This is a genomic window from Desulfovibrio sp. An276 (assembly GCF_002159665.1).
Lineage (GTDB): Bacteria > Desulfobacterota > Desulfovibrionia > Desulfovibrionales > Desulfovibrionaceae > Desulfovibrio > Desulfovibrio faecigallinarum.
Genome location: NZ_NFJC01000001.1, coordinates 327,572 through 350,061 on the forward strand (window position 1 = coordinate 327,572; position 22,490 = coordinate 350,061).

Sequence of the window (22,490 nt, forward strand, 5' to 3'; positions counted from 1 at the left end):
AATTTGATTTTTTAAGTCCCAAAATTCCAATATTTTGATTAAAATTTGGATAAATTCTTAAAAAATATATAGTGCATATTTAATATATACTATAATTTTATAGATAATAAATTTATGTTTATTACAAAAAATATTTTTATGAAAAGTGAATTAAAACTAAAAATATGTATTGCCAGTAAATTATAGCTGTATTTTAAATGCGCATCATTACTACTTTTACCTGATTGAGTAAGAAATAGTACATAAATTTGGGAAACTTCTAATTAATAAACACCTGTTTATTTTCAAGGCTGATTCTTTGCCGCTGAAATATGCTTTGTTCGGTCACACTCAGATTGCACGCGATTTGAGAATTCGGGTAAGATCTGGCTAGGCCATATCCATACAAGAGGTTGTTATGAGTTCATCTTTTGTTGTGCAGGTAGCTGACAACTTCAGCTATCAAAAAAATCAACCCGTGGTCGAAGGCCTTTTTGCCCAGTATGAGCACGTGGTTGTTCGCAGTCTAATTACATCTTTTGGGCTAGATGCTCTCTTCAACAGAGATCAACACGGCGGTGATGTGGACACCATCCACAATGTTCGTCAAATCGGTATTGACGAGCAGATGGCCTATAAGAACGCCGACAACAAGGCACGCTATGAGGCACGCGGCGACTACGACAGCCATAGCTATCACAGCCATACCGGCTATATCAGCAAAAACGCCGAAATCAAGCAGCAGAAGCTGGCAGGTCAACTGCGTGATGCCTATACAGGTGAGATTTTTGAAAAAAATGCCAGAGTGGATCTGGATCACGTGATCTCGGCCAAGGAAATTCATGATGATCCCGGTCGGATTCTGGCAGATATGCGCGGAGAGGATCTGGCCAACAGTCCTGATAATCTTAGGCCTACCAACATGCGTACAAACCGGAGCAAGAAGGCAGACAGCATGGAGGATTTTCTTGCGCGCAGGGGGAATGAATATACTCCAGAACAGCGGGCCAGGATGCGCAATGAAGATGCCCGATCCCGTGAGGTCTACGAAGCAAAGATCGCTGGAACATACTACACCAGTTCTCGGTTTTTGATGGATACTGTCAGCAGTGCAACAGGGACTGGTTTACGTATGGGATTAAGGCAGGCAGTAGGTTTGGCTTTTGCAGAGATCTGGTTTGCCGTAAAGAACGAATTTGCCAAAGTTGGTAGTGGTTTTAACCTCAGTGAGCTTTTTTTATCTATCAGCACTGGTATCAAACAAGGTATCCTCAACGCAAAGAAAAAATTCAGAGAAATTTTCGCAGCCTTAGGAGATGGTTTGGTTGCTGGCATACTCTCTAGCATTTCTACTACTATCTGCAATATCTTTCTGACCACCAGCAAAAATGTGGTACGAATCATCCGCGAGACTTGGGCCAATATTGTTGCTGCTCTCAAGATTTTGATCTTCAATCCAGATCGCCTGCCTATTGGTGACCGCATTCTGGCTGCAACCAAGATCCTAGCTGTCGGTGCCTCTACCGTAGCCGGTATATTCGTGAGCGAAATAATCAGCAAGTCACCCTTGGGTAGCCTACCCGTGGTAGGAGAAATAGTGCCCACATTTTGCGGCACCTTGGTGACTGGCATTCTGAGCTGCACGTTACTCTATTTTTTGGATCGCAGCTCGGTCATCCGCAAAATCGCCGACTTTTTAAATTCCCTTAGCTTTGACGCCATAGCCCAAGATTTTAAGCGCTATTCCTTTGAGCTTGAAGCGTATGCAGCGGAACTTGAAAAATTGGATTTAGAAGCTTTCCAAAGAGATGTAGCACGCTGCGAATCCATTGCTTCTTGCCTTGCTAGCGCCAAAGATAATCAGGAACTCAACACAAGGCTTCACCAGATATCTAAGGCAAATGACATGAAACTACCTTGGCAAGGAGATTTTAAGACGTTCATGGGCGACAAAACAAAAAAGTTGGTGTTTGAATGAGTTTCCCATGCGACGTATGTGGGGCATGTTGTCGACATCTCAAGCTTGCCCCCATGTACAGAGAGTTGGATCGAGGCGATGGTGTGTGTAGATTTCTTAACGGCAATCTGTGCTCTATCTACGAGCAGCGCCCGCTGATTTGTCGCGTTGATGATGCTTGGAATGCATTCTTCAAGGACTATATGTCCAGAGAAGAATACTATCGAATCAACATGAAATACTGCAAAAAATTGCAAACAGGAGTTTTATAATGCCTATTCCATTTATTCTTGGTGCAGCTGCTGCTATTGCCGGTATTGCTGGTGTGGCTGCTGGAGTCAAAGGTGCTGTAGATATGAAAGAAGCCAAAGACACCATGGAACTTGCCAAGCATATACACGAGCGTGCGAGTGAGAAACTCAAACAACAAAATGAGACGACCTGTCGAGATATGGATGCTATTGGCAATCGAGAGCTTGAGATACTGCAGTCATTCAAAAAGTTCTCGGATATCATTGAAAAAATAGACAATCGTCCAGAATTCCGTACGAAGCTTGGCGACTGTGATATTCCCCAAAACTCCATTGCCGACCTGCGGGAGGTCTCCGTTGGAGCTGCCGCGCTTGCTAGTGCCTTGGTCGGTGCAGGGCTCGGGACAGCAGGTGGTTTGGCCGCATCTGGTGCGACTACTGCTGCCGTCTGGGCTCTAGGCACAGCGGGAACCGGCTCGCTCATCTCTTCTCTGTCTGGAGCTGCTGCCACGAATGCCACCTTGGCATTTTTGGGTGGCGGAACTTTGGCTGCTGGTGGCGGCGGTATGGCCCTCGGAGCTACTGTTCTTAGTGCGGCTACTCTCGGTGCTGGTCTTCTAGTTGGAGGGCTTATCTTCTCAGTAACCGGCTCCAAGCTTTCAGATAAGGCCGATGATGCTTGGAGGGAGGCCCACAGACAAGAAGAAACAGTTGATCAAATATGCTCTAAACTTGAAGAGATCAGTGATTATGGAAAACGATTCCTGTCTTCTTTAAACAGTGTATATGACATTTATGCCAAGCATCTTGATGAACTTGACCACATAGTGAATGTTGCTGGCAAGCGTGATTGGACGTTTTTTAGTGCGAATGACCAACTAATTACGGAGAATACCATCATCTTAGTCAACGTTCTGCACAAGATGTGCAAAACTGAACTGGTACGTAAGGATCCGAAAGATGAGGAGCTCAAAATTGCTAACACAGATGCCATAATGACGGCTATAGGCGATGGAAATATTGCCTGTGAGCATTGTGATATTGCTTTGCATGAAGTGAGCATAAGGAGTTAATTCCACTATCTATATTATCCTTTGCACTAATTGATTCTTTAGATTCTTTAGATACGAGCTCACAAATGGCACATGTCTTCTCCCCCGATACAGTCAAAGTGAGCGCAGTGACTGCTGGATTCTCAAGAATAGGATTTCACCTTTCTGGGAACGGAACATGGCCGTTGGTACTACGGAGATCTTCGTATCTAAGAAATAGGTTAGTAACAGTTGTAATAGATTAACTAAAATTTATTATACAGAAAAACATGTCAAGAGTGTGTCAATTATATATACAGCAGGAGAAAATTATATTATTCAAGGAATATGTTGAATCTACTTTTCTTAATAACAAGTCTGAATTAAATTCAAAATATCTTGAATATGCTATGAAAAGTATCAATCCTCTGAAAACTATAGCCCTAGATATTATAAAAAAAACAGCATTCGTCCTGCATCATAGAAATAAATATTTCAAAAAAATTAATTTATAGGAATAGCATTATGAAAATCGTCAAAAGAGACCTCAAATTTGATATGGTACTCGATGGAGAAAAGATCAACTCGCTGGAAGAGCTGCGAGAACATCCATCGACAGAGCTTCTCGATTTTCAGCAGGATGGCCGTCTCTCACGCTGGGTACGTGCCCATGGTGGCACAAATGAAGCAGATCAACTCAGTGCCCTGTCCCTCTCTGGGGACAAGGCACAGGATCTCTATGCTATTTGTCAGATATTGAGCATAGATATTGAGCTTAAGGACATAAAAGACGCTTTAAAATATGAAGAAACTTCTCATATCAATGAGAAAAATATATCTTCTGATTCTAAAGAAGAATTAATATTTCCAGAAATCGTTGATGATCCAAAAATAGATGAATGGAGAGAAGTATTACTTAATAATTTATCATTTTTGTTTAATAAAGGTTGTGAACATAGTGATACTTATTATAAAGATGAGCATCTTATATTAACAAATATTAAAGAATTTAAAGACGAAAAAGGATGTGATTTTATAGAAGATACAAATTTAATAAAAATTTCTAATTATAATGCTCCTAACTGTATTGCTTTGAATTCAAGTGATGTTTCTTTAGTGTTTGAAGATGATAGCATAGATAATAAATTTGAAATTCATAGAAGAGCATTTATTACTGGGGATAATGTTGTAATACGTAAAACAGATTGCTTAAGTGAAAGCTTATGTATATGCGCAAAAAATATATATATTGACAAACTATGTAAAAATACTATTTTAATAGGAGAAAATATATTTATTGAATCTTTAATACAAGAAAAGACAGATTCAATAGTAAATGACAAGTTAATATTTATATGTGCAAAAAATTTACTTTCTATTGGGAAACAATTTGTTATTCCACCTTTTTCTAAAACAAAAGAAGAATTATTATCAGATAACACAAAAATAAAACGTTATATATATGGTGAAAATCAAGAAGTTAAAAATTATAAACATAAAGAAGATTTTTTTTATACAAATTTGATCATGCCATTATTTGATATAAATAAACTAAGATCACCAAAAGACATATTGGATAATCTATCAGGCTCCTCAAGACTATTTGGAATATCAAGATTTAATTTATTTAAAAACTATTCACACTATGCTTATCTTTGTGCTGAAACATATTTATACGGATGTGAAAAAGAAGGTATTTCTCTTGAGACTTCTAAAGCACAACAATGTTATAAAAAAATAAAAGATACTTTTGATATATGGTCTGAGATAAATGGTATTTTTAAAAATCGTTTTTGGAATATGAGGGATTTTTATTAATTTAATGTAGTTAAAAATTTTTGATATATATATTATTCCTTTGAAGAAAAAAAAACATTTTTTCTTTAATTGCTCTGTTCGGAGTGATCCGGGCAGGGCTTTTTTGTTATCTCAGGAGGAAATATGGAAAGTCACAGCTCACAAGATATTGTTAGGCTGGCCAAGTCTCTCATAGAAGTCCAAAAAGAGCTGACCCCAGTCGTCAAGGATTCAACCAATCCCTTCACGAAAAGTACCTACGCTAGTCTTAACAGCGTGATGGAAGCTTGTCGGGATGTGCTGCTTTCTCATGGTATCTGGCTGACACAACTGCCGTGCGCAGCACCTGTAGAACTCGGTCCGGGCCATATCGGTCTTGAAACCCGTCTGATTCATGCCGAATCAGGCCAATGGATTTCTGGCACTGCCGTCATCCCCCTGCCCAAGAACGATCCCCAGGGCATGGGCTCTGCCATGACTTATGCCCGCAGGTACTCACTGTGCGCCATGCTGGGCATCATCACTGAAGACGATGATGGTGAAGCAGCCAAGCTGCCTACACGTACCCAGAACAACAATCGCCCACATCGTTTGCCTCCGCAACCTCCCCAAACTCAGCAGGAAGCCCCTTCTCCATTACCCAGACTGGATGGGGTCACCTACAAGGCCATGCAGTCTCAGGATGGCCGCAAGTATGTCATTGCTACGGGGAATACCATGAACAAAAAGGAATTCCTCAAGGCAGCAGGTTTCATGTGGAACAGCCAGCAACGAGTCTGGTGGAAGTTCACCGAAGCTGCCTGATGTCCCCTACAACAAATCCGACCCCAAAATTGAATCCAAGCCTCTCATCAAATGGAGTTCACCATGAAAGACAGAGAAGAACGCTTGCTAAACATCATAGCCAGCGGTCTGGCTCAATTCCAGCAATTATCTACCCTGCAACAGCTTGGAGACCGTGCGTCCTATATAGGTATGAGCGATGTGGCCTCATACTTCTCATGCCCAAGGGCAGCAGTTTTGAAGCGTGCACATGGACAAGGCCAGTCTCAGGACTTGCCGCAACTTCTCACCCTTAGCCGTGGTCACTGGTTTGAAAATGGCGTTGCACAGGCTTTTGATGGTCTGATGTTGCCGCATATCCGTCAGCTGGAGATCTCAACCCAATACGAAGGAGTAGACTTCAAAGCTCATCTTGATTTTGTGCTGGCAACTACACAGCCTCGCCCTACAGTCAGAATCCTTGAAGTCAAAAGTTGTCAGAAGTTACCGGAGTCCCTGTATTCTTCCTACGAGATGCAAGTCTACGGCCAGATCGGACTGCTTGCAGAATCTTGGAAAAAGCCATGCTTCAGCTATATCCCTTATACTGGAGCCTATCCGTATGAAAACCTCACTTTTCCATCCATAGCCAACATTGCTTTAGGGGCAGAACTCCCTTGGGACGTTCGGGATGTGGATCTTGAGGCATGGGTCCTGTGCCTTTCCATGCAGGATGCCAAGGTCTTTGGCCCCTACATACCGGATAGCAACATGCTGAAAGCTGGTCTTGATGCCGGCGTGTCTCTTTGGAAGGAAACCTCTGCACTGAAAGAAGGTCAGTTGCTTGCAAACGATCTCAAGATAGCCTCCTGCTACCATCCCCTGTGCTCTCACTGCAACTATGCCGGGAATTGTCCGAAATTTGCTGGTCTCGAACACCCCGAATTGCATGAACAACTGGAACAACTGATCACCTGGAAGTCGGAACGTTCAACCTTGGATGAAAAAATCAAGCAAGCAGAGGGAGAAATGAAAGAGATGTATGCCCATATTGACGCCCATGGACAGTGGGTGAGCGTTGGCAACATGAGATTCAGGGTCTCCGATATTCCGGGCCACCGCAGCCTTGACCGTGACAGTCTGGCAGAAGAGATAGGTGCGGTCTTTGCCATGGAAGGAATAGACATGGATGTACCTGCCATGTTTGCCCGACATGAAAAGGTAGGACTTCCGTCGAGCAGGCTCACAATCAACACATTAAAAGGATAACCTCAATGGGATACTATTCAGATGTTGCGCTTGTGCTCTCGGCACATGCTACTGCAAAATTATTTAAATATACGAAAAGCAAACCACAAAACAACATTAACACGAATCTGATAAATCATCCTGAAAAGCATCTCAAGGATTCTTCTGGAGCAGAGTTCTTCTATTGGGAATCCGTCAAATGGTACGAAGATTTTCCAGAGGTGCAATGGATAGAAAAATTCATTAACTCTCTGAAACAAGATGAATATCTGTTCATTCGAGTGGGAGAATTCATTGATGATGTGGAAGAACTGGGCACATTCTACTCAAACCCTTTCGATGTCAGATTCAGCAGACAGATAATCTTTCGTGAATCCCATGCATAAATCCCCGGTCCGTCTTCGGATGGACTGGGGATTTTTCATTTATGGAGTTTGTCATGGCACACCCTCGAACCTTTGATGCTGGCCTTCTGTTTAGCGGCAAGAGCTCTGGAACAAAAATCATGGGGTACGCTGCCCCTTCCGAATACACCCCTTCCGTAGATCCCTACTACACCCTCCACAATGAAGTCAGAGATGTTGTGGTCTGGTTTCTCATGCCAAGCCCTGATCCGCTCTATCTCTTTGGTTCTGTGGGTGCTGGCAAATCAAGCCTTATCCGCCAGATTGCTGCCCGCCTGAACTATCCCGTATTTGAAGCAAACGGGCATGACCGTCTGGAGTTCCCTGACCTTATCGGACACCTCGCCGTGCATGAAGGCAGTATGGTCTTTGAAGATGGTCCTCTCACCATGGCCATGAAGCAGGGAGGAATCTTTCTCTTCAACGAAATAGACCTCTGTTCCCCGGCGACACTTGCAGGGCTCAACACCATACTGGATGGCTCACCGCTTTGCATCGCAGAAAACAATGGAGAGCTGATTGTCCCCGATCCCATGTTTCGTTTCATTGCGACTGCCAACTCCAATGGAGCCAGTGACGAAACTGGTCTGTATCAAGGCGTACTGAGACAGAACCTTGCTTTCATGGATCGCTTCATCGTGACGGAAATCACCTATCCGAGCCGTCAAGTGGAATGTGGAATCCTGCACCGCATGTTCCCCGTGCTCCCAACTGAAGTAACAGACAAGATGGTAGACCTCGCCAACGATGTCCGCAAAAATTTCATGGGCGCATCTTCGGCGCATGACGCTCTGGAAGTGACGTTTTCTACCCGTACTCTGATCCGCTGGGCAAAGCTCACAGTAGCCTTTCAACCTCTTGCCCGTCAGGGGATCTCGCCTGTCCTGTATGCACTGGACAGGGCTCTGGGCTTTCGTGCCTCTGCTCCCAGCAGAATGGCTCTTCGTGAAATGGCTGAACGCATCTTTCCCATAACGACCGACTAATCCCGTACACTTTCGATGGAGAATCTCATGGAAACACAGACACTGGTCACACCCATACAAGTTCTTGATAACATTCTTGTCATCAATCTGGACATCACCCTGTGGTCCGCAAGAAGAAAACTCACGGCAGAAGACTTTGGTGGAATCGAATTGCCGCCGGAAGATTTGGCCTCTCTGGGCTCCAAGAAAATCTGTGATCCGGCTCGCCTCAACGTCTTCCTCAAGCTCAAGGCCCGTGCCGTCACTCTTCTGAACAAGGTAGGCGTCCGCTTCCTGTCTGGATGGGCTATTCCCGAAGACAAGGCGTCGGAAGTCATACAGGGCCTTTGCGATATACGGGACAATTTCTTCGTGGAAAAGGAGGATTTTCTTTCTGGTTATGACGCAGCTATAGAAGACTGGATTGCCAGACATCCCACATGGGCGGGAATCACCAAGGGATCGACCGTCAGCAGAGAATACGTCGATTCCCGTATGAATTTCGTATGGCAAATGTTCCGTGTCATGCCAGCGGCCCAACTGAGCAATGACACTACCGAACTTGAATCTGGACTGGGTGAAGAAGTCGGAAACCTCGGAACGACACTCTTTCAGGAGATCTCGCGTGATGCAGCCGACATTTGGAAGAAGGTCTTTGAGGGCAGAACAGAAGTGACCCACAAGGCGCTTTCTCCGATCAAAACCATGAGGGACAAGCTTGCTGGCCTATCCTTCGTTGATCCCCATGTCCTGCCTGCCGTGCAGCTCATTGATACCGCCCTCTCCAAGATGCCCAAAAAGGGAAACATCGTGGGTGCTCCTCTGCTCACTCTTCAGGGACTCATCTGCATGTTCAAGGACACGGATTCTCTTCTGGCCCAGTCACAGGCTATTATGACGGACTCGTCTGCTGAGAATATGCTTATGAACTGGAACAGCGATCAGCTCGCTCCAATCGCCGAACTCACTGAAGAAGATGCTGGGGGACTCCCCAGCCAATCCAATTCGCAGGACAATTCCAATCCAGACACCCTGGTTGACCAAACAGCCATTCCTGTCTCCCACCTGGACAGCATGGGGTTATGGTAGGGTGACGAAAGGAGACTAGATGAACAGGACAAAAGACATCGGACAAGCCCTGCCCCTTGTAGCCTCCATGCTCGGTGACAAACTGGGCGTGAAGGTACAAACAAGAGGATTTGATACAGCCTGCACAGACGGCGACACCATATACATCCCTCCTCTCCCTATGGACGGAGAGGAGGAGATGCTCGGTCTAATCAACGGATACATTGACCACGAGGCTGCCCATATCAGGTTTACCGATTTTCAGGCCGTGAAAGCGGCCAACCTGAGTCCAACCGGATTCTTCATTTGGAATGCCATAGAGGACTGGCGCATCGAGCACGAACTGGTGAAACGATACCCTGGGTGTCGAAGACATTTTGACTGGCTAATACGCCATATGTTCATGGAACAGGGAAAGGACGGTGAAATGCCGTCCTTTCCTGTTTTAAACTACATCTTGCTGACACTGCGCTCCTGGGACGTACCTGACCTGCTTGCCCAATGCGATAAATATGCAGCTGTTATTTCCGGTCTTTGGGGATCGCTCAAGAAAGATTTGGACGCCATCTTGGAGGATATCCCAGACCACTGCCGCAGTACCCACGACAGCATCTCTTTCACGCATCGCATCCTTCACCTGCTGGAACAAAAATCGAAGGAGGAACACTTTGCACCCAATCATAACAATTCCGCACAGCATTCCGACAGCAAAGACAACGCATCCCGACGAAAACAGGAGGCTATTCATACCTCTGCCAGCAATCACCAGACAGATCCCCCAAGTACACATTCCTCGACTATCTCCAACGATTCTACCACTCCCTCCTCTTCCAACACTACCCCTGCCAACCCTGACTCGGACAAATCACAAGGAGAAAATTTGCTGAAGCAGTGTCTGGAGGCCACTGCCGATGAACTCCCTGAAAATCTTGATGAAAAGCTCTCTGCGCAACTGACTGCAAACGCAAACACAACGCATGGAATGCGATTGGCAGTCGTATCCCCAACGCAAACAACACCATTACCAGACGCATTGCTCAAGGAAACACAGACAACATCCAGAGCCATGGGCATGAAGCTGCAAGCTCTGTTGCAGGCCCAGACTCTCAAGAGAAATTCACTCGGAAGAAGGGGACGGACAGACGGACACCATCTCTACCGATTGGCTACCGCAAATCCACGAGTTTTCCTCCAGTCAAATCCTGTAGAGGACACCGATACGGCGGTCCATATCCTACTGGATTCTTCTGCGTCCATGAGTAGTGACATGGAGCTGGCTACGGCAGCCTGCTATGCGGTGGCTACCGCTCTGACACGGATACCGGGGCTCAACGTAGGCATCACTACGTTCCCCGGCCAACAGACAGCCGATTTGCTACCGACCGTCTTTCCCCTCAAACGTCACGGGAAAAGACTCAGGCCAATGAACGTGCAGGCCAGTGGTTCCACTCCACTGGCCGAAGCTCTGTGCTGGGTAGCAACACAGATGGTTCCCCTGAAGGAAAAGCGCAAGCTCATCCTGCTGATCACGGATGGAGAGCCTGACGACCACATCCTCGCCACGAAAGCCATACAGAGACTTCAAGCAAGCAATTTCGAGATTGGAGGCATAGGCATTCAATCCCGGGTACTTGGTGGCTTCCTGCCATCCAGCAGTGAGACAATCACATCGCTCTCCGAACTCGCCCCCGCTCTCTACCGCATCCTTCACAAACAACTAGTCACAAGGAGGTGACTTATGGGTTGGATAGATATTGCAATCATCGTTCTCAAGGCAGCTGAAGAAATATTTAATAACGAAGACTAAATTATCTATAAACAATTTTAATATATTTATGATAGGATCCAAGTTGTTGGATCCTATCATATACAAGAAGAATATTAATCATTATTTTTATTAATTTGTTTTAATGTTTCTTTATTAAGCCAGTATTTTTTGCCTTTATTTTCTCCACATGTATATAAAATATTTCTTTCCACCAATCGAAAAAGTTGTAGTCTTATTTTATTCATATCTGACCCAGCATCTCCAATATTTAATAATTTTCTTATATCACTATTTTTAAAATATTTATCAATACTATCTAAGTTATTATTAAGTGCATAATCAATAATTATTTTATCGTTTCCAAAAAGGCTGTAATATATGCTATCTTCAGAAAAAGTATTTTCACGAAGAGAAGACAATTCATATTCTAAATTTTTATTGTCAATATTATCAATAAATTCATTATTTTTCTTATTTATAAAATCATTTTTATCATTAGAACAACTTTTACTATTTAAATTATTATTTTTATTAATTAATTCATCTGTCTCTCCCAAATATTCAAATTCTTTTTTTATTAAATGGAAGATGTAACCAAAAATATTTATTTTTCAAAATAGCAGCTGATTTACAAACATTAAAGTAAATTCCTATGTTTAGTCCATTTTTTTTATCAAATAAATTATTATTTAGTATGTATTGTTTACCATCTATAATAAAAATCTCTGTATGTGCACGTATATGAAATTCATCACTTCCACGCATTCTAGAATTTACTTCTGACTTACTTTCATCAGCATGGTGAATAATAATTAAGCAAACATCTAACTCTTGAAAACTATCAAGTTTATTAAATAATTTACTTACATTTTGTGTATTATATATTTCACCGCTTGCTAAAGTTGTTAAGTTATCTATAACAATATATTTACATTTATACGATTTGTTTGTAACAAACTTTTTTATTTCTCCTAAAAAATTATCATCAAATAGATTAAAACTTAATTTATTTCCCCCTTCCATCCCTGCAATTTTTGATAATAAAAATAATTTATTGTTTTTACTTTTATCTTCAATATCTATATTAAATTGCTCCAATCTTGCTCGCAAAATAGATGGCTCTGTCTCTCCATCAATATAAAGAATATTTCCATAGGCATTTTCTATATTAAACATATTAAATAATTTATTATTATTAATAATTGAAGAAACAATAGATAAACAAACATAACTTTTTCCAACATCTTTTGCACCATATATAAAAGTATATTTTTTTCTTGCAAATAAATGTTGAATAGACACTTTTGAAATATCATCAGGAGGCAACATTCGAGAGTATTTTAATAAATTTGAAGTTTTAAGAACTTCATTTTCATTTAATATATTAGGACGTTTAAATATACCTAAATTATATCCCCATTCAATATAATCTTGATATGAAATAGATTCATTTTTAATTTCTTGCAAACTAATTTCAATATAATTATTAAATTTTTTATAAACACCTGGTTTATTACCATTTAAAATGAATCCAGATTCTTTTAATATCTTCTTTTCATTATCTGATAGATTTTCTTCTTTAAAAATATATGATTCACATTCATTATCATCATTATCAAATATACTACTAGATTTATACATGCTAATATCTATAGATAGATATGAGTCATATTCATCATAAGGTAAAACAAACCATGGATATATTTTAAAGTTAGATACAATATTTTTTAATATATCATAATAACCTTTAACTCTTGCCATATATTTAACTGATGGTGCACAAATGAAATAGACATCCCTATTTGCAAAAAAAGTCCAATCATATTTTTTGAGATTTTGATCTAAATGTGCTGTGATAATATTTGTATTATAATAATTTGTTTTTTGAAATTCTATAGCAGCCCTCATATCTTGAAACAATACTACATCACAATCAATATATTCTTCATCTATAAATTTTTCATGATTTAAAAATAATCTTTTTTGTTCTTTATTATATTGAAAAACAAATTCATTATTAGATAAATATGTCTGCACATAAAATTTAAAATCTTTGTAATTAAACTCAAATATGTATGCACCTATTTCATTTTTTGTTTTATATATAGGATAACTATTACAATACTTAAATCCATATCTTTGTGCCATACTAAATATATAATTATGATTTAATAATATACTTTTATATAATGTGATATCAGATTTTTCAAATTTCTTCTTATATTTATTTATGATTTCACTTATAGCTGTTTGATAACTACAGTTATTCATATAAGCATATAGAGATATAAAAGAATTACCTCTTGAAATACAATTAGATTCCCATTGAATATAAGAATATGGTGTATTTGTATAATTATATTGAAAATATTCAATATATTGTTGAAAATTTGTGCTTGTTAATATATTCTCGCAAGGATATATATTTATTAATTTAATAGGATTATCATCAAAAAGATTTCCTAGCATTTTATATACAGATGTATTTTGTTTAATTATCGGAAATTGAATTCGATTTAATATATGTTGTGTTTGCACATCTGATGGCAAGCAAATAATAATTTGTTCATTTTGTTCACAATAATTATATATAAAATCAATATAATGAATATAAAATTTGTTTGCCAAGAAGATATTATTTATAGAAAGATCAATTAAATCTATTTGAATATATTTATCTATTTTATTTAATAAAAGAAAATCATCATCATGCTCATAAAAATAGTTATAAAATATATATTGTTCAACTACACACATAAAAAATCTTTCACTTAATTCAGGAGAATCTATTCCATAGATATTAGCTGTGTTATTTTCAAGCAAATATTTTTCTATATTCTTTAATGCATTTTGATTATATTCTATACATTCTTTATTTGTAAAATTATTGTCTAACAATTTGTTATGAAATAAATTATTTTCTTTTTCTAAAAAATTATTATGATCATTATCAATATAATCTAATACTATTCCTCTTTCAACATCATGATATATTTTAAATAATTTATGATTATTTTGAATATATTGTGTATTAAAATCTTTAAATATAATTATTTTATGCTGATTATTTATATTAAAAAATTTTTTTTGCATATTTTTCCTGCTTTATTTAATTATATTAGTTATAAAAATAATATATTATTATATTTTACACACTGTATTTTTATAATTATATAAAGATTAATATTTTTTTTATTTTCTTATAAAAACTATAATTATATTTACTTTTACATATAGCAATATTTTATTTAAAAAGCAATTTAATATATTTATAATTTATTCATTAACACCCACCCTCACAATTTAAATATATACAGGCAATAAATTAAATATTTTATAAACAAAATATCAATACTTTTTTTAGCATATATATTCTATACCAAGATTTTTCTATAATGTAGTGCAGATGTTTATACAGGCTTTAAATCAAATTTCACAAGAAAAGCAATCTAGTTGATACAAAATATTATCTCAGAGCTAAGCGAGGATTTCCTCTCAACGAATTGAAAAATATATTAAACTTCATGTTTTCGCTAGTTCTCTGTGGGCAACTTTGTAGTCAAGCTTTTTCACAAAATATTGGCCAATACGCACTCCTAGCTTACCCGTTAATATGCCCGCTCTAAACGCCCTTTCCTCCCCTTGTGGGAGGAAAGGGCGTTGGAGACATGTCGTCAATCATCGATATGATATTTCAGTTAATATAGACTGTTAGCTTCGTTTTAGCCAAGCTTATTCTCCACATCTAGTAAAAAGGTGTCTAAACTTTATCCTTCAGAAGGACTCGGTTTAAGTCCCATTGCGATCTAGAGAGACTTGAATTAGATCCTCTGTTGACAGCTAAAATCAGTCCTACTTATGCTTTGCTCTATATAAATAGGATAAGTACATTACAAAAAAAATACACATATTTCTATTACATTAACGCTTATAAAGAACTTTTGTTATTTTTTATGTCTCTAAGTAATCAAATTTTAAGAAACTTATGCCTTTAGCATCCCTATAACCGACGTACCCACTGGGAATGGGGTTAACCAAGCTTCATTGATAGAGGCATGCCGTTCGACTCATGGGTAGTTATTAAAAAAAAATGATTGACTTTAACAATGACATATACTAAAAAAAGTATACTTTTTTATTTTTGAAGGACACTAGTACCTCATTGAAAAAGTTCGCCATACCATTTAGCTATGAAATCTAATGATTTCAGAAATTTATAAATTTGTTAACTTTTCAATTTAGACACTAGTTCAGTATTGTCAGGAATAAAGTTATAGGCTGCCAACCTCATGGAGAAGCTCTTTCCTGCGCGAGTGAAGCGTTGAAAATGCTTTTTTTGCCAAATAAATTTTCTTTAACCCGTTGAATTTATTTGGTTATTATTACAATTTTTCTCCTTCGCATTGCGGGGGTCGGGAGTTCAAATCTCCTCTTCTCCACCAAGGAAATCAATGGGTTACGGTACTGCCGTAACCTTTTTCTTTGTAGTGGTAACTTTTGGGTAACCTTTTGGTAACTTTGTGGTAACCTGTCGCGTTCCCCTTATGCGGCTGCCCTGCTTTCGTCCTCCCCAATTTCGGCCTGTCATCTCTGATATCTGGTATCCCTGTTGGTATCCCTCGCGGAGGGCGTTCACAATGAAGGCTCTGACAGTTTTGGAGGGAAAGAAGAACTCCTGGGCACTGTCGCCCCCAGCAAAAATGCCCGCAAGCCTCAATGGCAAGCGGGCATTATACATGTTTGGGGGAGAAAAATTCAGTCTTCAGAGCCTACTTTGCGGGCTTGGGTGCGGGCATGGGAGGCAGCGGAGGCTTGGGTCCCTTCTTGGCGGGGATCATCTCGTATCTGTAGATCTCGTGGATCTCTTCCTTGTAGCCGGGATAGAGGCCCTTGGTCATGCCAAGCACGATCTGGGCGCCACGGTTCATGTGCACAAGCAGATCGCCGGTGGAAGGATCAACGCACAGGCCCTCGATCTCGCCCTGGCGAATGGCTTCGTCAAAACACTTTTCAAGGTACACGTGGGCGTTGGTGGCAGAAGTGATGTCGATGCGATAGAGGTGATCGGGCTCGTTCAGATCGGCAGTGCCGTCGTCGGCAGTCATGTACAGGGAACCCTTGTAGTAGAACACGCCCTGAACCCACTGCGGCACGGGCTGCAGATGCACCTTGCGCAAATAATTGCCCTTGAGGTCGTACTCATACAGGTAGCGGCCGCTTTCCTCGCCGACCCAGGAGCACATCCACACGGTCTTCTTCACGGGGTCAACGGTGATGCCGCTGACTTCCATCTGGCCGGACTTGGGTTCGAACTTGAAGGTCCTCTTGTACTTCAGGGTCTCGGCATCATGGACGGCAATCTGGATGTCCTTGCCCACGCCATCCACAAAGACCTCTGCGCCCACATACAGCTCACCGTTGTAGACATCGATGTCGCCAATGTGGTTGGAGGGAATGGCATAGCCCTCGAAGGGGTTCTTGTTGGAGGCAACGAGCTTGCCCTTCATGTCGTACTTGTAGAGAGCCTTGGAGCAGCTCACGTAGATGTACTTGCCATCGCAGGTCACACCCTGACGTCCGGCAACAGGAAACACGTCTTTCAGTATGTAGTCGTACTTGGCTCCGGGCTCCGGTTTTGCCTGAGCCTGAGGTGCAAGAACACTCAGGGCGCACAGGACGGCCACAAGCAGCATCAGCTTTTTCATAACGTCTCCTCAAACGTCTCTTCAAGAGTTTTTCCCTCAAGCTCCAACAGCTTGAAGATTTTTGGAAAAACTACTCCAGAAAAACCAAAAGGGCAACGTACATCCCGTTTTCCGCAACTCCTTTTTCCATATGTCAGAGCAAGAGCGCATCATGATAACAGAGTGATTTTTCTCTTGTTTTTGAGAAGCCCAGGAAGCCTTGCCCCCAAATATGACCTTTTTGTTACGACTTTCCGGCTTTTTTCACCTCTCCCTTGTCCTCCAAAAACGAGCAGCAAGCCTGGGGGCCGAGCTCAGGACAGCACCAATACCTGCCATTACCTTGTATTCACTCCCTGTTTCCTGACAGGACAGGCTTGTCTTTGACTCGTTTTGTTGTTTTTGCCCCTGCTTCTCCCCACTTTTGGGCCATGTTCAGGGTTGTCACCATTTTGCCACACAAGGCTGCGTGTTTTCGTCGCAACAAAAGTGGCGCATCCCCCACAGAGAGCAGGGTTTGCGCCAGAATTTCCGTCCTGAAAGCCAAGGAGTCAGTGTTCAGTCCTAGACCTCTCTTTCCCAGCCAGAGCACACGTCTACCCAGGCCTCTGCACGGGAAAAGCGCTCAAGCTCCTCGCAGTCAAGCTCTATCGCACTGTTGCTGCTGCCGCAGGCGGGAAAGATCGTGGCAAAGCGCTTCATGGAGATGTCGAGAAACACCTTTACAGTGTCCGGCACACCAAAGGGGCAGACACCGCCCACAGCGTGGCCTACGTATTCCACAGCCTCCTCGGGACTCAGCATCTTTGCCTTGCAGGCAAAACGGGCCTTGAAAAGCTTGTTGTCCACCCGCGTGTCGCCACTTGTGACGATCAGTATAACCGATCCATCGTTCAGCTTGTAGGAAAGGGTTTTGGCAATACGGGCCGGTTCACAGCCCAGAGCCTCGGCTGCCAGGGCAACCGTTGCGCTTGACACCTCGAATTCGCGTATCCTTGTGTCCGCACCGAAGGCTGCCAAAGCAGCCCGGGCCTTTTCAATCGACATTGCCTTCTCCTCCTTTCTCTGGCGCAAGGCATTCCAGCCTGGCCTGTCTGTCGAGCTCCCTTGGTTTCAGGCAGCTTACCGCGTCCAGAAGATACGTTCTGAAGCTCCCTGTTCCTTCGCCCTTCTTCAGACGCCTTGCTGCCATCTCTCCGGCAACGCCCATGCAAACCGTGGCAGCCACGGCTGCTTCGAAAAGCCTGTCCCTGCCAGCTGCGGCAAAGGCAGCCAGAACGCCCGATGCCATGCACCCTGTTCCCGTTATCCTGCCCATGAAGGAACAGCCATTGTGCACGCAAAAGACCTTTCTGCCGTCGCTCACAATGTCGATGGGCCCGGATGCCACAACCACGCACTGCTGACGTCTTGCAAAATGCAGAATCATGTCCGCGTGGGTATGGATGTTGTCGATGGTCACACTGTCGCCCTGCGCTGCGTCTACGCCGTGCGAGCCCCCAAGCCCCAGGGCAAGGTAGCGTATTTCGGACAGATTGCCGCGAATGAGCGTGGGCCTGACCTCCTGCAGGATGTTGTGCGCAGTTTCATTGCGCAGGGCGGAAACTCCGGCTCCCACCGGGTCAAAGACAACCACGTGTCCGGCCTTGCTTGCAGCCTTGCCTGCAGCAACCATGCTTGCTGCCGTGCGGGCATTGAGCGTTCCCATGTTGATGACAAGGGCATCGCATATGGAAGTGACCTCTGCCATCTCCTCCGGAGCGTCTGCCATAATCGGCGAGGCACCGGTGGCAAGCGTTATGTTCGCGCAATCGTTGACCGTCACAAAATTGGTAATGAAGTGCACAAGAGGCCGCGCCTCGCGCACCCTTTCCAGGAAATGCCCCAAATAGGCCCCCTGGGCAAAAGCCTTCTTGGCCCTGCCGCTGCGGGAAACTGCCTTGAGTATGGTGGAGAGCACCTCCTCTCGTGTCATGAAGGAGGTGTCAATGACCGTGGCGTCCTCTGCGGGCTTCAAGGGGGCTACCTTGCGGGTGCGATCTCTTCTGTCCCTCTCCACTATCTGGGCCTCAAGCTCATCGAGGTCAACAGTGGCACCCATGGCCTCGAGATCCGCCTTGCGACGTTCGGCCCTTACCCTTGGTGCTGCGTCCAGGAAAAACTTGCAGGCAGCCTTCGGGAAAATCACCGTACCCATGTCACGGCCTTCCACCACGAGATCCGTGCTTTTGCCCATTGCTCTCTGGGCTTCCTTCAGGATGTCGCGAATGACAGGAAGGGCCGCAATGCGCGAGGCCATCTGTCCGACCTCCTCGGTGCGTATCTCCCTGCCTACCACCTGGCCGTTGCACACAAGCGCTGTCTTCTCCCCCACACCCTCGAGGCTGAAGGAAAGTTCTTCCGCGCGAGTTCGAATCTCCTCTTCTCCACTGTTCTCGATGCCCCTGCCAAGGCGCAAGGCAAGGGTGCGGAACATGGCGCCGGTGTCCAGATAGGCAATGCCAAGGGCCCCTGCCGTCTTCTTTGCCATGGTTGTCTTGCCGACTCCGGCAGGACCGTCGATAGTCACAATAAGGCGGGCAGACATTACTTGGCACTCCCGGCCAGTATCTTGGCTGTTTCCTGCAAAAAGAGCCTGTTTTCTTCCTCGTTGCCAATGCTCACGCGTATGTATTCTGGCAGATCGTAGCTTGCCAGGGCACGCACTATAATGCCCCTTTCAAGCAGGCCTTTGTACAAACTGTCCGCACTCAAGGACTTTGGCGGCATGAACATGAGGAAATTGGCCCTGCTGGGCAAAACCGTGCAGGAAAGATCGGCAAGGCCTTTTTGCAAGAGCTCCCTGCCCTCGCGCACGGTCTTCAACGTCAGCTCGCGGAAAGCCTTGTCTTCCAGGGCTGCAAGCACAGCCTCTTCGGCCAGGATATTGACCGAGAAGGGAAGCCTTGCCCTCCAGTAGTAGGAAGCAAGCTCGCAAGGCAGTATGCCAACCCCTATGCGCAGTCCGGCAAGACCGTAGCTCTTGGAAAATGTTCTGATGACGCAGGCATTGTCCGGCAGATCCCCACGCTTGAACAGGGACCAGTCAGCCTCCCTCTCGTTTTCGGCAGGAGCGAAGTCCATGTAGGCTTCGTCTATGACGAGCAGGCAGTTTTGGGGAAGCCTTTGGGCCAGAGCCTTGACGTCGTCCGGCCTTGGGCAAAACCCCGAGGGATTGTCCGGAGTTGTGACAAAGACAAGACGGGTGTTCTCATCCACCAGCCCCAGGAGTTTGTCAAAATCAAAGGAAAAGTCCGCGTTGACAGGCTGGCGGCGTATTTCCACGCCCTGGATGAGGGACTGTATGGGATAGAGCGAAAAGCAGGGTCTGAAGCAGACCACGTTGTCACGCCCGGCAACGGCCAGCATGCGCACGAGCATGTCTATGATTTCATCCGAGCCGTTTCCCACAACTATGCGGGCAGGGTCCGTCTTCCACTGTTCGGCAAGAGCCCTGACCAGACGGGGGTTGCCTCCTGTGGGGTAGCGAAACACCGTATCTGCGTGCCGCCCCAAAGCCTCCTTGACCAGATTGGAGACGCCCAGGGGATTTTCGTTGCTTGCCATTTTCACTACGTGCTCAAGACCGTATTCCTCGCGGATTTCGTCAATGGAGCGACCAGGCACATAGGGTTTCAGGGCCCGTATCTCGGGACGGACAACGTTTTCAAACATCTTGTTTTCCTTGAACAAAATATAAGACAGAAAGGCTGACGGAAGACTGCTTTTCGCTCATCGACCGTCAGCCGCCATACGACATTTGGCAAAAAAACTAGTCCAGGTCCTCCGGGCGAACCGTCAGCACAGGTATGGTCGAATTCTGCACAACCTTTTCTGCCACGGAACCGAAGAGAATGCGGTCTATGCCCTTGCGGCCATGCGTGCCCATGACAATGAGGTCACAACCGTCCTCGACAGAATGGCGCAGGATTTCCTCGGAGGCATAGCCCACAAGCACCTTGCCCTCTGCTTCCACACCCTGGAAGTTCTCCTCCACAAAGGCCTTCATGTTCTCGTCCGCACCGGAGATGATTTCATCCACAAAGGTCTCGATGGTGTTCGGGGGCACATGGAAACCAACGTACTGACTCAGGGAGGGTGCTGCGTAAATGACCAGCACCTTGGCACCCAGGGCCTTGGCCATCTTTGCCGTATAGGTAGCTATGGGCTTGCTGTCTTCGGACAGGTCCACTGCACACATAATCTTCCTGACGTTCATGACTCTCCTCCAGGCTTCCGGCTTGTTCCGGAAGCAATGCTCATAGTATGGACGCGCCGCAGGGCCTTGAGGGCCGGCCGCCTGGCGCCTGTAACCGGATTTGCTGTCCCTGTTTTTTCGTCAAGGTACACGGGATGACGGATTTGCCCCAATGTGCCGAAAGAAGAACCCAAGGTGGTTCGGCTTTCCCTCCTTTCCCGGGACTACTGCCAGCCTTCCCTAAGCAGTTCTTCAAAATAGGCTATGGTCTTTTTAAGACCCTCTTCGAGCCTGACCTTTGGTTCCCAGCCCACCATCTTCCTGGCAAGGTCGATGTTGGGTCTGCGCTGCCTCGGGTCATCGCCTGGCAGGGGCTCATAGACTATTTTGGAAGAACTTCCCGTCAGTTCCACAACCTTCTCTGCCAGTTCGCGAATGGTGAACTCGCCGGGATTGCCCATATTCATGGGACCTATGAAATCGTCCGGCGTCTGCATGAAGCGCACCATGCACTCTATGAGATCGTCGACATAGCAGAAGGATCTGGTCTGCTCGCCATTGCCGTAAATGGTAATGGGCTCACCCTGCAGGGCCTGAATGATGAAATTCGAGACCACCCGGCCGTCATGGGGATGCATCTTTGGTCCGTAGGTGTTGAAAATGCGTCCCACCTTGATGGAAATGTTGTGCTGGCGCCAGTAGGAGAAAAAGAGCGCCTCGGCACAACGCTTGCCTTCATCGTAGCAGGAACGGATGCCGTTGGGATTGACGTGCCCCCAGTAGGATTCGACCTGGGGGTGCACTTCCGGGTCACCATAGACTTCGCTTGTGGATGCCTGGAAGATGCGCGCGTGCACCCTCTTGGCCAGACCAAGCATGTTTGTTGCCCCGTTGACGCAGGTCTTGATGGTCTGCACGGGATCGTGCTGATAGTGTATGGGGGAGGCAGGGCAGGCCAGATTGTAGATCTCGTTCACTTCCACATAGAGGGGAATGCAGATGTCGTGGCGCAAGAGCTCAAAGCGCGGATTGTCCATGAGTTCCGCCACATTGGATCTGGAACTCGAGAAAAAGTTGTCCACGCAAAGGACCTCGTGGCCCGCGTCAAGCAGACGCTTGCATAAATGGGCGCCCAAAAATCCGGTCCCGCCTGTAACCAAGATGCTTTTTCGCTGTGTATTGATTTGCATGCCCGTCCCTGAATGACGTTTTGACGTTTTTGGCGATTATTTGGTCCCGGAACCAGACTCCGGGCCGTGAAGCAATGGTATCAAAGATACAGCCGTCTGTGAACTCCAAAGAAGGGCACACAACCCTGCAGGATTACATTGTTTCTATA

Annotated in this window: 18 protein-coding genes and 1 pseudogene; 10 read left to right on the top strand and 9 right to left on the bottom strand. The window is 44.3% G+C overall.

The features are described from left to right. Nucleotides 1-397: 397 nt before the first annotated feature. From B5F76_RS01445 to B5F76_RS01490, 10 genes are all read left to right on the top strand, one after another. Nucleotides 398-1,957: a hypothetical protein gene (locus B5F76_RS01445; RefSeq protein ID WP_087349929.1), complete on the top strand. Its 1,560-nt coding sequence runs from the start codon at nucleotides 398-400 to the stop codon at nucleotides 1,955-1,957. Then, on the top strand, nucleotides 1,954-2,208 hold the full coding sequence (locus B5F76_RS15520) for a YkgJ family cysteine cluster protein (RefSeq protein WP_087349931.1): 255 nt from the start codon (nucleotides 1,954-1,956) through the stop codon (nucleotides 2,206-2,208). Before B5F76_RS01445 ends, B5F76_RS15520 begins: the two co-directional genes overlap by 4 nt. Then, nucleotides 2,208-3,260, top strand: a complete 1,053-nt coding sequence (locus B5F76_RS01455; RefSeq protein ID WP_087349933.1) for a hypothetical protein — start codon at nucleotides 2,208-2,210, stop codon at nucleotides 3,258-3,260. Before B5F76_RS15520 ends, B5F76_RS01455 begins: the two co-directional genes overlap by 1 nt. A gap of 483 nt (nucleotides 3,261-3,743) precedes the next feature. Next, the gene (locus tag B5F76_RS01460; RefSeq protein WP_087349935.1) at nucleotides 3,744-5,036 is read left to right on the top strand and encodes a hypothetical protein; all 1,293 of its coding nucleotides are present in this window, start codon (nucleotides 3,744-3,746) and stop codon (nucleotides 5,034-5,036) included. A gap of 123 nt (nucleotides 5,037-5,159) precedes the next feature. After that, a complete protein-coding gene (locus tag B5F76_RS01465; RefSeq protein ID WP_087349937.1) occupies nucleotides 5,160-5,819 on the top strand; it encodes an ERF family protein in 660 nt (219 codons plus the stop codon). 63 nt (nucleotides 5,820-5,882) lie between these two features. After that, nucleotides 5,883-7,046, top strand: a complete 1,164-nt coding sequence (locus B5F76_RS01470) for a hypothetical protein (protein ID WP_087349939.1) — start codon at nucleotides 5,883-5,885, stop codon at nucleotides 7,044-7,046. Between the two features lie 5 nt (nucleotides 7,047-7,051). Further along, nucleotides 7,052-7,411 carry a hypothetical protein gene (locus B5F76_RS01475; RefSeq protein WP_087349941.1) on the top strand — a complete coding sequence of 120 codons (360 nt, stop codon included), beginning with the start codon at nucleotides 7,052-7,054 and terminating at the stop codon, nucleotides 7,409-7,411. Between the two features lie 53 nt (nucleotides 7,412-7,464). Then, on the top strand, nucleotides 7,465-8,415 hold the full coding sequence (locus B5F76_RS01480) for an AAA family ATPase (protein WP_087350253.1): 951 nt from the start codon (nucleotides 7,465-7,467) through the stop codon (nucleotides 8,413-8,415). A 27-nt stretch (nucleotides 8,416-8,442) separates the two neighbouring features. Further along, a complete protein-coding gene (locus tag B5F76_RS01485; RefSeq protein WP_239406909.1) occupies nucleotides 8,443-9,483 on the top strand; it encodes a DUF3150 domain-containing protein in 1,041 nt (346 codons plus the stop codon). A 19-nt stretch (nucleotides 9,484-9,502) separates the two neighbouring features. Then, nucleotides 9,503-11,197, top strand: coding sequence for a vWA domain-containing protein (locus B5F76_RS01490; RefSeq protein ID WP_087349945.1), 1,695 nt, complete (start codon nucleotides 9,503-9,505; stop codon nucleotides 11,195-11,197). 146 nt (nucleotides 11,198-11,343) lie between these two features. Here the strand turns inward: B5F76_RS01490 and B5F76_RS14400 are convergent, their stop codons facing one another. From B5F76_RS14400 to B5F76_RS01525, 9 genes and pseudogenes are all read right to left on the bottom strand, one after another. After that, nucleotides 11,344-11,787 carry a hypothetical protein gene (locus tag B5F76_RS14400; RefSeq protein WP_144268357.1) on the bottom strand — a complete coding sequence of 148 codons (444 nt, stop codon included), beginning with the start codon at nucleotides 11,785-11,787 and terminating at the stop codon, nucleotides 11,344-11,346. A 4-nt stretch (nucleotides 11,788-11,791) separates the two neighbouring features. Then, the gene (locus tag B5F76_RS01495) at nucleotides 11,792-14,323 is read right to left on the bottom strand and encodes an AAA family ATPase (RefSeq protein ID WP_087349947.1); all 2,532 of its coding nucleotides are present in this window, start codon (nucleotides 14,321-14,323) and stop codon (nucleotides 11,792-11,794) included. Nucleotides 14,324-15,999: 1,676 nt separating this feature from the next. Further along, entirely contained in the window at nucleotides 16,000-16,935 is a 936-nt protein-coding gene (locus tag B5F76_RS01500) for a hypothetical protein (protein ID WP_087349949.1), read from the bottom strand. A 543-nt stretch (nucleotides 16,936-17,478) separates the two neighbouring features. Beyond that, a complete protein-coding gene (locus tag B5F76_RS01505) occupies nucleotides 17,479-17,961 on the bottom strand; it encodes a YbaK/EbsC family protein (RefSeq protein ID WP_087349951.1) in 483 nt (160 codons plus the stop codon). Next, nucleotides 17,951-18,802, bottom strand: coding sequence for a hydroxyethylthiazole kinase (gene thiM / locus B5F76_RS15525; RefSeq protein ID WP_275074516.1), 852 nt, complete (start codon nucleotides 18,800-18,802; stop codon nucleotides 17,951-17,953). The genes B5F76_RS01505 and thiM overlap by 11 nt, the downstream gene beginning before the upstream one ends. Before the next feature lie 33 nt (nucleotides 18,803-18,835). Continuing rightward, a pseudogene (gene cmk, locus B5F76_RS15530) lies at nucleotides 18,836-19,501 on the bottom strand ((d)CMP kinase); the annotation flags it as partial. Further along, nucleotides 19,501-20,628, bottom strand: a complete 1,128-nt coding sequence (hisC, locus tag B5F76_RS01515) for a histidinol-phosphate transaminase (RefSeq protein WP_087349953.1) — start codon at nucleotides 20,626-20,628, stop codon at nucleotides 19,501-19,503. The gene hisC and the pseudogene cmk, both read right to left, overlap by 1 nt. A 97-nt stretch (nucleotides 20,629-20,725) precedes the next feature. Beyond that, nucleotides 20,726-21,172, bottom strand: a complete 447-nt coding sequence (locus tag B5F76_RS01520; protein WP_087349956.1) for a universal stress protein — start codon at nucleotides 21,170-21,172, stop codon at nucleotides 20,726-20,728. Between the two features lie 203 nt (nucleotides 21,173-21,375). After that, entirely contained in the window at nucleotides 21,376-22,341 is a 966-nt protein-coding gene (locus B5F76_RS01525; protein ID WP_087349958.1) for a UDP-glucuronic acid decarboxylase family protein, read from the bottom strand. Nucleotides 22,342-22,490 lie beyond the last annotated feature (149 nt).